Here is a 14,054-nt window from a genome sequence, read left to right as displayed (position 1 = left end):
GTCGTTTCATTCGATCAGTTGCTGATCAGTGTTACCAGCTGGTCGAATCGGCTATTGGCTACCCAACCCAGCAAAACCAGCACTACCGCTGTTGCACCCGCCGAATAGGCGAGGCGGTGTTTGATCGTCTTGACGTCACCTCGAACTTCATCCATGTCTCTTCGAATGTATTTGAGGTGAGCCTCCAATTCGATGACACGAGGTTCCATATCAACTTCTCCAGTGGTCTTGGCGCTGTTCTTGAATTCGGATTTGTGATTCGCACGATTATCGGCGAGAGGGGCAACCGGACTCACTGGCATTCTGGCTTCATGGCTTTGCATGGAAGTACCCACCGGCATTTTCCGAAATTCGTTGGCGACCTGTTCCATCTTTTGAACTTTTAAAAGCCTTCGGGGTGTATCCACTCATTACTTGCACGTCCTTGTGGTGTTCGGTTGATGTTTGATATCGCCAGCGCACGGTGACCCAATGGTCGAGCGAGGTCAATTGAGCCGATTCCGCATGTTTTGTAAGAAAAAATACCGGCGTGTAGGACGCCTCGATTGGAAGCTTGAATTAATTGTCATTTTTTGCGGCTTTTTTGCGTGCTGCAGTGGTCAAGATGACTCAACCGATTCAATTCAGGGAGTGACGCTATGAATGAGCGCCGGGCGCTATTGATTCTGCATGGCAAGCAGGCCGCGAACGAGGCGGTTCGCACTGCGGTCGAGGACAAACGCAAGCAAGGCTGGGAGCTGGCGGTGCGCCTGACCTGGGAGGCGGGAGATGCTCAGCGTTGGGTTGAGCAAGCGCTGAAGGAGGGCTACACGAAGATTATTGCCGGCGGCGGCGACGGTACTTTGCGCGATATCGCCGAAGCCCTCGCGGCGCATCCGGGGAAAGCCAGTCTGGTGCTTTTGCCGTTGGGAACCGCCAACGATTTTTCCCGCGCGGCGGGAGTACCACTGGAACCGGCAGCAGCGCTCGAGCTTTTGGACGTACCTGCGTGTGACATTGATTTGGGGGAGGTGGGCGGGCAGATTTTCCTCAACATGGCCACCGGCGGTTTCGGCAGTCAGGTCACGGCCAATACGTCAGAGGATCTGAAAAAAGTATTGGGCGGTGCGGCCTATCTGTTTACCGGTCTGTCCCGATTCAGCGAGCTGCATGCCGCTTATGGCGAGTTGCAAGGGCCCGATTTCCACTGGAGCGGTGAACTGCTGGCGTTGGGGATCGGTAATGGCCGTCAGGCCGGCGGCGGGCATGTTTTGTGTCCGCAGGCACTGGCTGATGACGGCTTGCTGGATATCAGTATCTTGCCGGCGCCTCAGGAGCTGGTCGGCACATTGAAGAATCTGCTGAGTGATGGTTTTGGCATCGACAACATGTTTGTCCGGACCCGTTTGCCTTGGGTCGAAATCAAAGTCGCCGAGGGCCTTTATATCAACCTTGATGGTGAACCGCTGGAAGGCGACAGCATGCGGTTCGAGGCGAGGCCGGCGGCGTTGCAGATCCACTTGCCGCAGGACTCGCCATTATTGAGCGTCAAATCGGCTGTCAATCGTCCAGGCTGATGATCTGTTCACGCACGGCGAACAGCACCAGGCCCGCCACATCGTAGATCTGTAGACGTTTCATGATCTGCGAGCGGTGGGTCTCGACGGTCTTGATGCTCAAGCCCAGGCCGTTGGCGATTTCCCGGGTGGATTTCCCGCGCACGATCAAGCGCAGGATTTCCAGCTGGCGGGCGGTCAGATTGTGCGAGTCGGCGATTTCCGGCTGCTGCTTCTGATTACGCGTCAATGCCTGGTTGATCACCGTATGGGCGATGGCAGGGCTCAGGTAGCGCTCGTTGTTACGCAGGGCTTCCAGCGCGTGTTCGAGTTCGGTGGCCGTGGTGTCCTTGAGCAGATACCCGTGAGCGCCGGACTCCAGCGCCTGCATGATCAACGCCGGGTCCGTGTGCATCGACAGGATCAGCACCTTGCTCTGCGGACGCACTCGCTTGAGCCGTTGCAGGGCTTCGAGGCCGCCGGTTTCTTTCATGGAAATATCCAGCAGCACGATGTCGGGGTTCAGTTGCTCGACCATTTCGAGCAGCTGCGAGCCGTCACTGGCCTCGCCAATCACCGCGTAACCGGGAATATCCAGCACCAGAGCGCGCACGCCGGCCCTGATCAGCGAGTGGTCATCCACCAGAAGTAAGTTACAAGTCAACGCAGAACCTTATTCGTACTGGCCCGCTCGAGTGCACGGGGCGCCCAGGGGAAAAGTGCTTCGATTTGTGTGCCTTTGCCCGGCTCGCTGATGACGCTCAGGGTGCCGCCCAATTGTTCGATTCGTTCGGCCATCCCGGCCATGCCCCGTTGTCCTTCGCGACCCGGATTGGCGGCCGGGGCAAATCCCTGCCCGTCATCGCTGATGAGCAATGTCAGGCCCTTCGGCAGGCGTTGCACGCGTATCAACAGATTCTTCGCCTGCGCGTGACGCAGGATATTGGTAACGGCCTCCTGGGTAATACGAAAGGCGGCGACCGCCATTTCTTCCGGGAGGCCGTTGAGGCGCTGCTGGCAATCGAGGCTCCAGTGCACGCTGGTATTGGTCAATGTCTTGAGCAGATGCGCACGCAGGCTGGCTTCAAGACCCAGGCTGGTCAGCTGGCGTGGATTGAGAATGGCGGAAACGTCGCGCACCTTGTTGAGCGTTTCTTCAAGGATGTCGCACAGCGCCGTGCAGTGTTCCTGCAGATCTTCCGGCATGCGCCGCTTGAGCCAGTCGCTCTGCAGTTTGGCGGCTGTAAGCAATTGGCCGATATCGTCGTGTAACTCGCGGCTGAGCCGATGGCGCTCGTTTTCCTGGACTTCCAGCAAACGGTCAGCGAGTTCCTGTGGCTGAAACTTGATCGATTTGCGTGACAACCGATATTGCACCCAGACGCAGGCGGTGGCCGCGATGTTCAGCAGTAGCAATCCCAGGCAAAGTTGCGTGGAAAAACCATAGGTCAGCAGGCTGCCGAGCGTTGCCGCGACACACAGTATGAGTGTGAACCGGCGTGCGTTTTCCCGGGAGGGTGGCCATGTAGTGATTGACTTGAGGCTGGCGTACATAACGGATGGAGCCAATGGATGTTCGCTGCGGGTAGACCGGCCGGTGGCAGGCGAGTCTCTGTCTGAAAATGCTGTCAATTATGTTATTGGTTTCAACGTGGTTCAGTGAATGTATTCGACCGCCAACTTCAACGGATGCTTATCTCTGAAATCACTGTGCCATTAAGTTGAGAGCAATTAGTGGGCGGCATAATACCACTTAAGATACCGTTGGTCGCGTTTGCTATATATGTCCAATGGGTCAGGAATTACGCCATATTGGACGTGAGTTCCATAATGGAAAAAAGTCGATTTATTGTGTTCGACAGATATCGAGATCGCCTGAAGTTGTAATCTTTGGACACAGGCAAACCCTGAGCCCGGCTGGAAAATTCCGTTGCTGTCAGGTGTGATTATTTAATTCGACTTGTCGCTGGCAGGTATGAATTATTCAATTGCGACAGGCAGTGCTGATGTTTCGCGACCCTCGATACGTGCCGGCTCAGGCCTGCCGTTCCGAGGGATAAGACAGCAGTGGCAAACGTTTGATTGTAAGGGCCGGCTGAAACTGAGGCTGACCGACCTGAAAGGCGAATGCTTCGATCAGTGAGGTTTGTTCGCTATCGTCCAGGCTCAGTTGTCCGGTGCTCTGATCAACCAGTTCAAGTTGCCAGGCCATCAGTGTGAAGCAGTCCTTCAAGGCATCCAGGGCCTGCTCGTGCAGGTCGACGTGGTCTTGTGCCAGGTTGAGCAAGCCATAAATGTGCAGGGAGAACTCGGAAATCGCCTCCAGCGCCAGGGCTTCAGCGCGGCTTGCAAGCTTGAGGAGGGTGCTGAGCATGCAGTCGATGGCGTCCCTGTCGTTACTGATCAACTGCAGATGGCTGAGGCATTCTTCGGACTTCGCCAGGAGCGTTTCAGCCTCGACAAGAAATTCGGGGAAGCGTTGCGCCCACTCTTTACGGTCGATTGGCATGCTTATCTCCACAACGTCATGTCTGATGAGGGAATGCCGTGTGTGGCGACGATCATGGATCGACGGAAGATCGCGCCCAGACGTGCAAGTGCACAGGCTGAGGGGGTGCAGTGGGTTTGGTTCCGCTGAACTGCGATCGCACACAATAGCCTGACTCCGTTCATGCAATGAGAATGGCGTCACATTAATGGCTATTGGATATTGCGAATATCAGGTTGGGCCTGATTGTTACTAGGGGAATCCCTTAGACGCGGGAACCTACAGTGCAAACCGAGGTCGCGCCGCAAAGACTGTAGCAGATGAAAATCACGGGGCCAGTAAAGCATGATGTTAATGTGACATCAATGCCCGGATATGGCATTTTGATCTCGAACTTTGCGGGGATCAAGATTCGCTACGCGCAGCCGATAACCCTTTCTAGTGAATTCATCAGAACAAGCCCAGGAGTCATTGATGGCCGGCATTCTCGACACGGTAGACCAACGCACGCAACTGGTGGGTGAGAATCGCCTGGAAATTCTCATGTTCCGCCTGGCCGGACGCCAATTGTTCGCGATCAACGTGTTCAAGGTTCAGGAAGTGCTGCAACTGCCGAAGTTGACCCTGATGCCTCAGCGTCACCCATTTGTCTGCGGTGTGGTCAACTTGCGCGGGCAGACCTTGCCGGTGATCGATCTGTCCCAGGCGATCGGCATGCGTCCGCTGGTGCCGGGTCCGAACAGCACCATCATCGTCACTGAATACAACCGTTCGGTGCAGGCATTCCTCGTCGGCGGCGTAGACCGCATTGTCAACATGAACTGGGAAGCCATTCTGCCGCCGCCGACCAGCGCGGGCCGCCAGCACTATCTGACGGCCATCAGCAAAGTCGACGATCAATTGGTGGAAATCATCGACGTCGAGAAAGTCCTCGCCGAAATCGTCCCGTACAACGCCAAGGTCTCGCGCGACAAGCTGGATGACCCGGTGCTGGAGCGCGCCCGTGGCCGCGAAGTGCTGTTGGTGGATGACTCCAATGTGGCGCTGTCGCAATTGCGTGACACCCTCGGCCAGCTCGGCGTGAAAATGCACATCGCCAGCGATGGCCTGAAGGCACTGAACATGCTCAAGGCCTGGGCTGACACTGGCGTGAACATGACCGACAAACTGCTGATGGTGTTCACCGACGCGGAAATGCCGGAAATGGACGGCTACCGCTTGACCACCGAAATCCGTAACGACCCGCGTCTGCGTGGTCTGTACGTGGTGTTGCACACTTCGTTGTCCGGCAGCTTCAACGACTCGATGGTGAAAAAGGTCGGTTGCGACAACTTCCTCTCCAAATTCCAGCCGGACAAACTGGTCGACGTGGTGCGTCAGCGCCTGATGCTCGACGAAGTGCCGGCCTGATACCTGCTGCAAATGACCCTGTGGTGAGGGGATTTATCGCCGATGCGCTACGGAATGTCCCTTTCTTGAAATCGAAAGAGGGGCTGCTCCGCAACCCATCGGGGATAAATCCCCTCGCCACAGGGCTCATTTTCTAATGGATTCATTCAGCCTTTGATTCGCCGATAAAGCTCGTATAGGGTGGCGTTTTTGTCCGTCAGGGAGCTGGCCATGCTGCGTCTGAGCGCGCTTTATCGTTACCCGTTGAAATCCGGCAAAGGCGAGATTCTGCAAGGGATCGGCCTGGACAAGCTGGGGCTTGAGGGCGATCGACGCTGGATGCTGGTGGATGAGGCCAGTGGCCGCTTTTTGACCCAGCGTGCCGAAGCGAAAATGAGCCAGTTATCGGCGCTATGGAATGCTCAGGGCGGTTTGACCCTGAGTGCGCCCGAGCAGGCCTCGATTGAAATCGCCTTGCCGGGCGACGACGCCGATCTGCGTGGTGTGACGATTTGGCGTGACACCTTGCGTGTCCCTGATGCCGGCGATGAAGCGGCCCGTTGGGTCAGCGACTTCATCGGTAAACCGACCCGTCTGGTGCAAGTGCCGCTGGATCGTGCGCGGACCACTCAGGCTGGCTACGGCAAGGATGACGACCAGGTGGCATTTGCCGACGGTTTTCCTTTGCTGCTGATCGGCGAGGCGTCGCTGCAGGACCTTTCGCAAAAGGTCGGCCGTCCGCTGGAGATGCTGCGCTTCCGGCCGAATCTGGTCATCGAGGGCAGCGAGGCCTACGCCGAGGATGGCTGGAAGCGCATCCGCATTGGCGATGTCGAGTTCCGCGTGGTCAAGTCGTGCTCACGCTGCATTCTCACCACCATCGATCCGCAAACCGGTGAGCGCAGTGTGGATCGCGAACCGCTGGCGACGTTGCAGAAAACGCGCGCCCAGGCTGACGGGGCGATGTTTGGGCAGAATCTGGTGAATGACCGCAACGGTCGTCTTGAGGTCGGCATGCCCGTGGAAATTCTCGAGTAGCCGTCACTCAAACAAAAAATGCCAGTGTCGTTGGACACGGGCATTTTTTTGCTGCGATAAAATCCGTGGGTTTAGCCGCGGTACTCGCACAGGTAAGCGGTGTCGACGGCGACTTTCAACTGAAACTTGCTGTTGGCCGGCACGTTGAACTGGCTGCCGGCGGCGAAGGTTTCCCAATCGCTGCTGTCCGGCAGTTTGACGGTCAGGGCGCCGGAGACCACGTGCATGATTTCACGCTGGCTGGTGCCGAATTCGTATTCGCCCGGGGCCATGACGCCGATGGTCGCCGGACCTTCAGGCGTGCCAAAGGCGATCGACTTGACGGTGCCGTCGAAGTACTCGTTGACTTTAAACATGGGCGATTCCTCGAAAAGGGCTAAAAAGTGAGGCGGCCAGTATGCACAAGGCTTTTGGCGCCGTCACGCCCCTAAAGCGGCAGAACCAGCGGCAGCAACCGCGCGGTATTGCGCGCATCCTCCAGCGCTCGATGTTGTTGACCGCTGAACTGCATGCCCGCCAGTTGCAGCGCGCCGTTGAGCCCCAGCGGCCGCTCCAGGCGCCGGGCCTTGGCGAAACGTTGCTTGAGGTTCATGTGTGGCACTCGACTCAGTGCGCTGTCGAGTTGCAGCCGCTGCCATTCCTGAAGCAACTGCTTGCGGTCATAGTCGCCCCAACTGGCCCAGCCTTCGAGGCGTGTCTGATGCTGGGCGAGCCAGCGCTCGAATGCCGGCCAGACCTCGGTCAAGGGCTGCGCCGTATCGATATTGGCCTGGGTAATGTGGGTCAAATCACGGCAGAAAGGCGTCAGCAACGGTCGCCGTGTCGGTTTGACGAAGCGTTGAAAGTGATCCTGCTCGCGACCTGCACGATCGACCAGCGTGGCGCCGATCTCGATAATTTCCATTTCCGTGACCGGCCAGCCACCCTCGTCGGTAGTGGCTTCCAGATCAATGACCAGCCAGTGTGGCATCGCAGGGTTCCTGATTTCCGCGTCCTGATTATTCAGAGCGTAGTCAAACCCTGCGTTTGCGCCTGGATGACTACTCGACCTGCAACAGAACCTGACGATTTTTTACCTGATCGCCGACCTTGACCTGCACCCGCTTGAGTACGCCGTCGATGCCGGCCTTGAGCGGGTGCTCCATTTTCATTGCCTCCAGCACCACCAGCAACTGACCTTTGCTGACCGGACTGCCTTCGCTGACCAGTACGTCGACGATGGCGCCGTCCATCGGCGCCTTCAAGGTGCCGGAGCTGACGCTGGTCTGACTGCCGATCACGGCATGAGTTCGATCCTCCAGGCGCACGCTGCCGGGATGGGTAAACAGCCAGAGGTGTCCGGCATTGAGGCGATAGGCGTGACGTTGGCGCAGGTTGTCAATTTCCAGCGTTACCGAAGTGGCGCTGTGATCGACGAGCTTCAACTGGAGCGTGCGCTCGGCGATTTGTACCTGAATTACATCGCCCGGGCATTTGAGCAGTTGCACACTCCAGTTTTGCTCATCAAGGCCAAGCCGATAGTGCAGCGGCATGCTGGCGTTGTTGCGCCAATGGCTTAACGGTGCGCGATGTTGTTGCGCGGAGGCCAGATAAAACAGCGTCGCGGCGATCGCCAGTTCTTCGACGCTCGGCGTGTAGCTGTGCAGGCACGGGTGATCGCTGAAATGCTGCGCGATGAACCCGGTGCTGAATTCGCCGCTGACGAACTGCGGGTGTTGCAGCAGTCTGTCGAGGAGTCGCTGATTGCTTTGCACACCGAGCAATACCGTGTCTTGCACCGCACGCAGCAGTTTGCGCCGCGCCTCTTCACGGGTGGCGCCATGGGCGATCAGTTTGCCGAGCATCGGGTCATAAAACGGGCTGATCGATTGGCCTTCGCACAGGCCATGATCGATGCGTGCACCGTGCCCGAACGCCGGTTCCCAAGCCTCGATACGGCCGGTCTGTGGCAGAAAGCCCTGTGCCGGATCTTCAGCATAGAGTCGCACCTCCATGGCATGACCATTGAGCTGGACTTGCTCCTGGGTCAGCGGCAAAGGCCGGCCCTCGGCAACCGACAATTGCCACGCGACCAGATCGAGCCCGGTGATCAACTCGGTTACCGGATGCTCCACTTGCAGGCGGGTATTCATCTCCAGAAAGTAGAACTGCCCGCGCGCATCAAGCAGAAATTCCACGGTACCGGCGCCGACGTAATTCACCGCACGCCCGGCCTTGAGCGCGGCATCACCCATGGTTTGACGCAACTCGGCAGTCATCACCGGGCAGGGCGCTTCTTCGATGACTTTCTGATGGCGGCGCTGGATCGAGCAGTCACGTTCGCCGAGGTAGATCAGGTTGCCGTGGTGGTCGCCAAACAGCTGCACCTCGACATGGCGCGGGTCAATCAGTGCCTGTTCAAGGATCAGTTCGTCGCTGCCAAATCCATTCAGTGCTTCAGAACGTGCGGTGCGCAACTGCGCTGGCAGTTCAGCCGTGCTGTGCACCAGACGCATGCCGCGACCGCCGCCCCCGGCGCTGGCCTTGATCATCAGCGGATAACCGATGCGTTCGGCTTCGCGCAGCAACGTTGCGTCGTCCTGTGCTGCGCCTTGGTAGCCCGCGATGCAGGGCACACCGGCGTCGAGCATGGCGATTTTCGACAGGCGTTTGCTGCCCATCAGTTCGATGGCGGCGGGGCTCGGGCCGATGAAGGTCAGGCCGGCCTGTTCGCAGGCACGAGCGAATTCGGCGTTTTCCGAAAGAAAGCCGTAGCCGGGGTGGATCGCATCGGCGCCGCTGCGGCGGGCGGCGTCAAGGATATTCGGGATGCTCAGGTAGGACTGCTGCACGGGCGCGGCGCCGATGTGCACGGCTTGATCGGCCATTTGTACGTGCAGCGCATCGGCATCGGCGTCGCTGAAAACAGCGACGGTGCGGTAGCCCAAAGCCTGGGCGGTGCGCTGGATGCGGCAGGCGATTTCACCGCGGTTGGCGATCAGGATTTTGTGGATGGCGGGCATGGTCTTGTTCCTGAAATTGTGGCGGTGAATGTGTTGGCCTCATCGCGAGCAGGCTCACTCCTACAGGTTTTGTAAATGACGCAAATCCCCTTGTAGGAGTGAGCCTGCTCGCGATGCCTTTAAAGGGCCCACCCGGGTTTACGTTTTTGCATGAACGCCAGGGTTCCCTCGACTCCCTCGGTGCCGGTCACTGCTTCGCTGAACAATTGCGCCGCCTCATCGAGCAACTCACTCGACGGCTGCCCGGCACTGGCGAGCAACAATTGCTTGGTCAGCGCATTCGCCTCCGGCGCGCAGCACAAGACATGTTGCAGCACTTCATCCAGCCGCTCGGCCAACGCCTGCGCATCCTGCTCGACAAAATGCACCAGCCCCAGCCGCCGCGCCTGATGGCCGTCGAAACGTGCGGCGGTCAACGCCAGTCGGCGCGCCTCGGTCAGGCCGATACGCTGCACAACAAACGGCGCGATCTGCGCCGGCAACAGGCCGAGACTGGTTTCCGGCAGACCGAATTGCGCCTTGTGATCGGCAATCGCGATATCGCTGACGCAGGCCAGACCAAAGCCGCCGCCCATCACCGCTCCCTGCAACAGGCAGATCAGCACTTGCGGCGCGTGCTGTGCCTCTTCCAGAAGCGCGCCGAACGAGCGGTTCAAATCGCGATAAGCCTCGGCACCCTGGGCGCGGGCGCTGGCCATGTCCTTGATGTCGCCACCGGCGCAGAAATGCCCGCCACTGCCGCTGAGCACCAATGCGCGCACGGCGCGGTCATCGTGAACGGCGGCCAGTACGGCGCGCAATTCAGCGACCATCTGCAGGCTCATCGCATTGCGGCTTTCTGGGCGATTGAGGGTGATATGCAGCACGCCGCCATGCCGTTCGAGCAACAGCGTCTGGCATTCCGGCAGGTCGCTCATTTCTTTTTCCCCGGCAGGATGCCCATCAGTTTGCAGATGATCCCCAGCATGATTTCGTCGGCGCCGCCGCCAATCGACACCAGCCGCACATCACGATAGGCGCGGGCCACCGGGTTGTCCCACATGAAGCCCATCCCGCCCCAATACTGCAGGCAACTGTCGCTGACCTCACGGCCCAGACGCCCGGCCTTGAGCTTGGCCATCGACGCCAGGCGGGTGACGTCCTGACCTTTCACATACTGCTCGGTGGCCTGATAGACCAGTGCCCGCAGGCATTCGATTTCGGTCTGCAATTCGGCGAGGCGAAAGTGGATCACCTGATTGTCGATCAGTGCGTTGCCGAAGGTTTTGCGCTCCTTGCAGTACTCGATGGTGCTGTCGACGCAGTATTCCAGGCCCTTGATCATGTTCGCCGCGCCGAACAGGCGTTCTTCCTGGAACTGCAGCATCTGCATCATGAAACCCGCGCCTTCATGGCCGATGCGATTGCGCTGCGGCACGCGCACGTTGTCGAAAAACACCTGAGCGGTTTCCGAACTGCGCATGCCGAGTTTGTCCAGATGCGAGCTGAGGCTGATGCCGGGCGTGTTCATCGGCACCATGATCAGCGACTTGTTGATGTGTGGCTTGTCGTCGGAAGTGTTGGCCAGCAGGCAGATGAAGTCCGCGCTTGGCGAGTTGGTGATCCACATCTTGCTGCCGTTGATCACGTAGTCGTCGCCGTCCTTGCGTGCGGTGGTTTTCAGCCCGGCGACGTCCGAGCCTGCGCCGACTTCGGAGACGCCGATACAGCCAACCTGCTCGCCGGTGATCGCCGGACGGAGGAATTCTTCGCGCAGCTCATCGGAGCCGAAACGCGCCAGCGCCGGGGTGCACATGTCGGTCTGCACGCCAATCGACATCGGAATCCCGCCGCAGTGGATGGTGCCGAATTCTTCGGCGGCGACGATCGAGTAGCTGTAGTCGAGGCCCATGCCGCCGAATTTTTCCGGTTTGGAAATCCCCAGCAGACCCAGCTCGCCAGCCTTGCGGAAAATCTCGTGGATCGGAAAGCGTCCGGCCTTTTCCCATTCCTCAACGTGTGGGTTGATCTCGTGTTCGACGAATTGGCGGACGGTGCGGCGCAGTGCTTCGTGTTCCGGGGTGAAGATCATTTTTATTGTTCTCCGTAAGGTCCGTGGCGGTCAGAACCGGCTGACGCCGAAGCTGTTGGGTTGCAATGCACGAATGTCGGCTTCGTGGCAGATATCCAGCAGATAGCCGAGCAGGGTGCGCGTGTCGCGCGGATCAATCAGCCCGTCGTCCCATAGATTGGCGCTGCCGTAGAGCGCGGTGGACTGACTGTCGAGTTTCTGTGCGGTGACCTGCTCGAGCATGTCGAGCATTTTCGGGTCAGGCACGAGGCCGTCCTTGAGCTGCTTGGCTTCGGTGACGATGCGCAGCACTTTGCCGGCCTGCGCCCCACCCATCACGGCAGTGCGGCTGTTGGGCCAGGCGAAGATGAAGCGTGGATCGAGACCGCGCCCGCACATGGCGTAGTTGCCGGCACCATAGGAACCACCGACGACGATGGTCAGCTTGGGCACTCGCGCATTGGCCACCGCTTGAATCAGTTTCGAGCCGTGTTTGATCACCCCTTGCTGCTCCGATTCGGTGCCAACCATGAAGCCCGTGGTGTTGTGGAAGAACAGCAGCGGCGTCTGGCTCTGGTCACACAGTTGAATGAACTGCGCAGCCTTGCTCGCGCCATTGGGCGTGATCGGTCCGTTGTTGCCGATGAAGCCGCAGGCGCGACCCTGAATCTTCAATTGACCGCAAATGGTCTGCTGATCGAACTCGCCCTTGAATTCGAGAAACTCCGATTCATCGGCAATACGCGCAATGATTTCGCGCACGTCGTAGGGCTTTTTCGGATCGTCCGGGATGAGCCCCAGCAGTTCCTCGATAGGGTAGAGCGGCTCTTTGTATTGCGGTTCCGGCAGCCACGGCAGTTGTTCATTCCACGGCAGCATGTGCAGGATCTCGCGCACCGTGCGCACGCCGTCGGCGTCATTCTCGGCAAGGTATTCGGCGGTTCCGGCAACCTGTGCGTGCATCTCGGCGCCGCCCAATTCCTCATCGGTGGCGACTTCGCCCGTCGCGGCTTTGAGCAACGGCGGGCCGGCGAGAAACAGCTTGGCCTTGCCGCGCACCACCACCACGTAATCGGAAAGCCCCGGCTGATAGGCACCGCCTGCCGTAGCCGAGCCATGCACCACGGTGATCTGCGGCAAACCCATCGCCGACATCCGCGCCTGATTGGCAAAGCTGCGCGCACCTTCAACGAAAATCTCCGCTGCATAGTTGAGGTTGGCGCCGCCGCTTTCGGCGAGGGTGATGACCGGCAATTTGTTCTCTTGGGCGATCTGTTGCAGGCGCAGGGATTTTTTCAGACCGCTGGGCGAAATCGTGCCGCCCTTGATCGCACTGTTGTTGGCCACGACCATGGCGCGTACGCCGGACACGTAACCGATGCCGGCAATCAATCCGCCACCGGCCGCGCTGCCATCCTTGTCATCGTGGAGTTTGTAACCGGCGAGGCTGGCCAGTTCGAGAAACGGCGCGCCGGGGTCGAGCAACAGGTTCAGGCGTTCACGCGGCAGCAGCTGCCCGCGCTGGTCGAATTTCGCTTTGGCTTCGGCAGCCTTGTTCAGCAGGTTCTGTTCGAGTTGCTGCACATGCTCGATGGCCGTGAGCATCGCCGCACGGTTGCGAGCGAACGCCTCGCTGTGCGGATCGAGTTGGGACTGGATCTGCGCCATGACTTACTCCTTATCCTTCAATACTTCGGGAAGGTAGGCGCGGTGAAAGCCGTTGAAGGATTCGCTGTGGGTCGCCTTGTGCAACGGCCACGCACGGCTGCCGAGGCTGGCCGCGCCGTCGATTTTCAAGGTGCTGCCACTGATGAACGCCGCCGCCGGACTGAGCAGAAAGACAATCGCCGCGCTGACTTCCGATTCGGTGCCGATGCGCTTGAGGGGCACATGCTCGCGCAGAGTCGGGATCACCGCTTTGAACGCGCCCTCGTAAGTGTCCATGCCACTGGAAGCGATCCAGCCTGGCGCCACGGCGTTGACTCGCACCCCGGCATAACCCCACTCGAACGCTGCCGTTTTGGTGAAGTTGTCCATGCCCGAGCGCGCCGCGCCCGAGTGGCCCATGCCGGGCATGCCGCCCCACATGTCGGCGAGCATGTTGACGATATTGCCGCCATGCTTGCTCATCGACTGGTTGAACACTTCCCGCGCCATCAGGAAACCGCCCACCAGATTGGTGCGCAGCACGGTTTCGAAACCTTTCTGATTGATCGACGCCAATGGCGATGGGTACTGACCGCCGGCATTGTTGACCAGTCCGTGAATCGGCCCGTGTTCGCCGATCAATTCGCTGACCAGTTGCTTCACCGCTTCTTCATCGCGGATATCGCAAGCTTTCCAGTGCGCACGTCCACCGTCCTCGGCGATCTCGGCGGCGACCGCTTGCAACTTTTCCGGTTTGCGCCCGACCAGCAGCACATTGGCGCCGAGTGCGGCGAGTTCATGGGCGGTGCAGCGCCCGATGCCACTGCCGCCCCCGGTGACAATGATGGTCTGACCGCTGAACAGATCAGCTTTGAATATCGACGCGTAAGCCATGCAAACAATCC

General features: G+C 59.2%; 14 protein-coding genes. 3 read left to right on the top strand and 11 right to left on the bottom strand.

The window, feature by feature from the left end; genetic code table 11:
- Positions 1–14: 14 nt before the first annotated feature.
- On the bottom strand, positions 15–323 hold the full coding sequence (locus tag ACIOWE_RS10045) for a hypothetical protein (protein WP_401390547.1): 309 nt from the start codon (positions 321–323) through the stop codon (positions 15–17).
- Positions 324–638: 315 nt separating this feature from the next.
- Here ACIOWE_RS10045 and yegS point away from each other — a divergent pair, with 315 nt between their 5' ends.
- Positions 639–1,556, top strand: coding sequence for a lipid kinase YegS (gene yegS, locus ACIOWE_RS10040; RefSeq protein WP_401390456.1), 918 nt, complete (start codon positions 639–641; stop codon positions 1,554–1,556).
- Here yegS and ACIOWE_RS10035 read toward each other — a convergent pair.
- From ACIOWE_RS10035 to ACIOWE_RS10025, 3 genes are all read right to left on the bottom strand, one after another.
- Positions 1,540–2,199 (bottom strand): response regulator, encoded by a 660-nt coding sequence (locus tag ACIOWE_RS10035; RefSeq protein WP_401390453.1) that lies wholly within the window; start codon positions 2,197–2,199, stop codon positions 1,540–1,542. The two genes, yegS and ACIOWE_RS10035, sit on opposite strands and share 17 nt — an antisense overlap.
- Positions 2,196–3,089: a sensor histidine kinase gene (locus ACIOWE_RS10030; RefSeq protein WP_401390544.1), complete on the bottom strand. Its 894-nt coding sequence runs from the start codon at positions 3,087–3,089 to the stop codon at positions 2,196–2,198. The genes ACIOWE_RS10035 and ACIOWE_RS10030 overlap by 4 nt, the downstream gene beginning before the upstream one ends.
- A gap of 481 nt (positions 3,090–3,570) precedes the next feature.
- Positions 3,571–4,044: a hypothetical protein gene (locus tag ACIOWE_RS10025; protein ID WP_201237381.1), complete on the bottom strand. Its 474-nt coding sequence runs from the start codon at positions 4,042–4,044 to the stop codon at positions 3,571–3,573.
- Between the two features lie 453 nt (positions 4,045–4,497).
- On the opposite strand from ACIOWE_RS10025, the gene ACIOWE_RS10020 reads away from it, so the two are divergent.
- Both ACIOWE_RS10020 and ACIOWE_RS10015 read left to right on the top strand, forming a co-directional pair.
- Complete coding sequence (locus ACIOWE_RS10020; RefSeq protein ID WP_003226705.1) at positions 4,498–5,433, top strand: chemotaxis protein CheV; 936 nt, start codon at positions 4,498–4,500, stop codon at positions 5,431–5,433.
- A 210-nt stretch (positions 5,434–5,643) separates the two neighbouring features.
- Entirely contained in the window at positions 5,644–6,450 is an 807-nt protein-coding gene (locus tag ACIOWE_RS10015) for an MOSC domain-containing protein (protein WP_401390450.1), read from the top strand.
- 71 nt (positions 6,451–6,521) lie between these two features.
- Here the strand turns inward: ACIOWE_RS10015 and ACIOWE_RS10010 are convergent, their stop codons facing one another.
- From ACIOWE_RS10010 to ACIOWE_RS09980, 7 genes are all read right to left on the bottom strand, one after another.
- Positions 6,522–6,806, bottom strand: coding sequence for a pyrimidine/purine nucleoside phosphorylase (locus ACIOWE_RS10010; RefSeq protein ID WP_201237383.1), 285 nt, complete (start codon positions 6,804–6,806; stop codon positions 6,522–6,524).
- 71 nt (positions 6,807–6,877) lie between these two features.
- Positions 6,878–7,420, bottom strand: a complete 543-nt coding sequence (locus tag ACIOWE_RS10005) for an exonuclease domain-containing protein (protein WP_201237384.1) — start codon at positions 7,418–7,420, stop codon at positions 6,878–6,880.
- 70 nt (positions 7,421–7,490) lie between these two features.
- A complete protein-coding gene (locus tag ACIOWE_RS10000; RefSeq protein WP_401390447.1) occupies positions 7,491–9,452 on the bottom strand; it encodes an acetyl-CoA carboxylase biotin carboxylase subunit in 1,962 nt (653 codons plus the stop codon).
- Positions 9,453–9,571: 119 nt separating this feature from the next.
- Positions 9,572–10,369 (bottom strand): enoyl-CoA hydratase/isomerase family protein, encoded by a 798-nt coding sequence (locus tag ACIOWE_RS09995; RefSeq protein WP_401390444.1) that lies wholly within the window; start codon positions 10,367–10,369, stop codon positions 9,572–9,574.
- Positions 10,366–11,523, bottom strand: a complete 1,158-nt coding sequence (atuD, locus tag ACIOWE_RS09990) for a citronellyl-CoA dehydrogenase (protein ID WP_201237387.1) — start codon at positions 11,521–11,523, stop codon at positions 10,366–10,368. The genes ACIOWE_RS09995 and atuD overlap by 4 nt, the downstream gene beginning before the upstream one ends.
- A gap of 30 nt (positions 11,524–11,553) precedes the next feature.
- Complete coding sequence (atuC, locus tag ACIOWE_RS09985) at positions 11,554–13,170, bottom strand: geranyl-CoA carboxylase subunit beta (RefSeq protein ID WP_401390441.1); 1,617 nt, start codon at positions 13,168–13,170, stop codon at positions 11,554–11,556.
- A gap of 3 nt (positions 13,171–13,173) precedes the next feature.
- The gene (locus ACIOWE_RS09980) at positions 13,174–14,043 is read right to left on the bottom strand and encodes an SDR family oxidoreductase (RefSeq protein WP_401390438.1); all 870 of its coding nucleotides are present in this window, start codon (positions 14,041–14,043) and stop codon (positions 13,174–13,176) included.
- Positions 14,044–14,054 lie beyond the last annotated feature (11 nt).

Origin of the sequence: Pseudomonas sp. NPDC087598 (assembly GCF_044743525.1) — a bacterium.
GTDB lineage: Bacteria > Pseudomonadota > Gammaproteobacteria > Pseudomonadales > Pseudomonadaceae > Aquipseudomonas.
The sequence above is the reverse complement of the archived record's forward strand: the minus strand, read 5'-3'. Positions and strand labels throughout refer to the sequence as shown.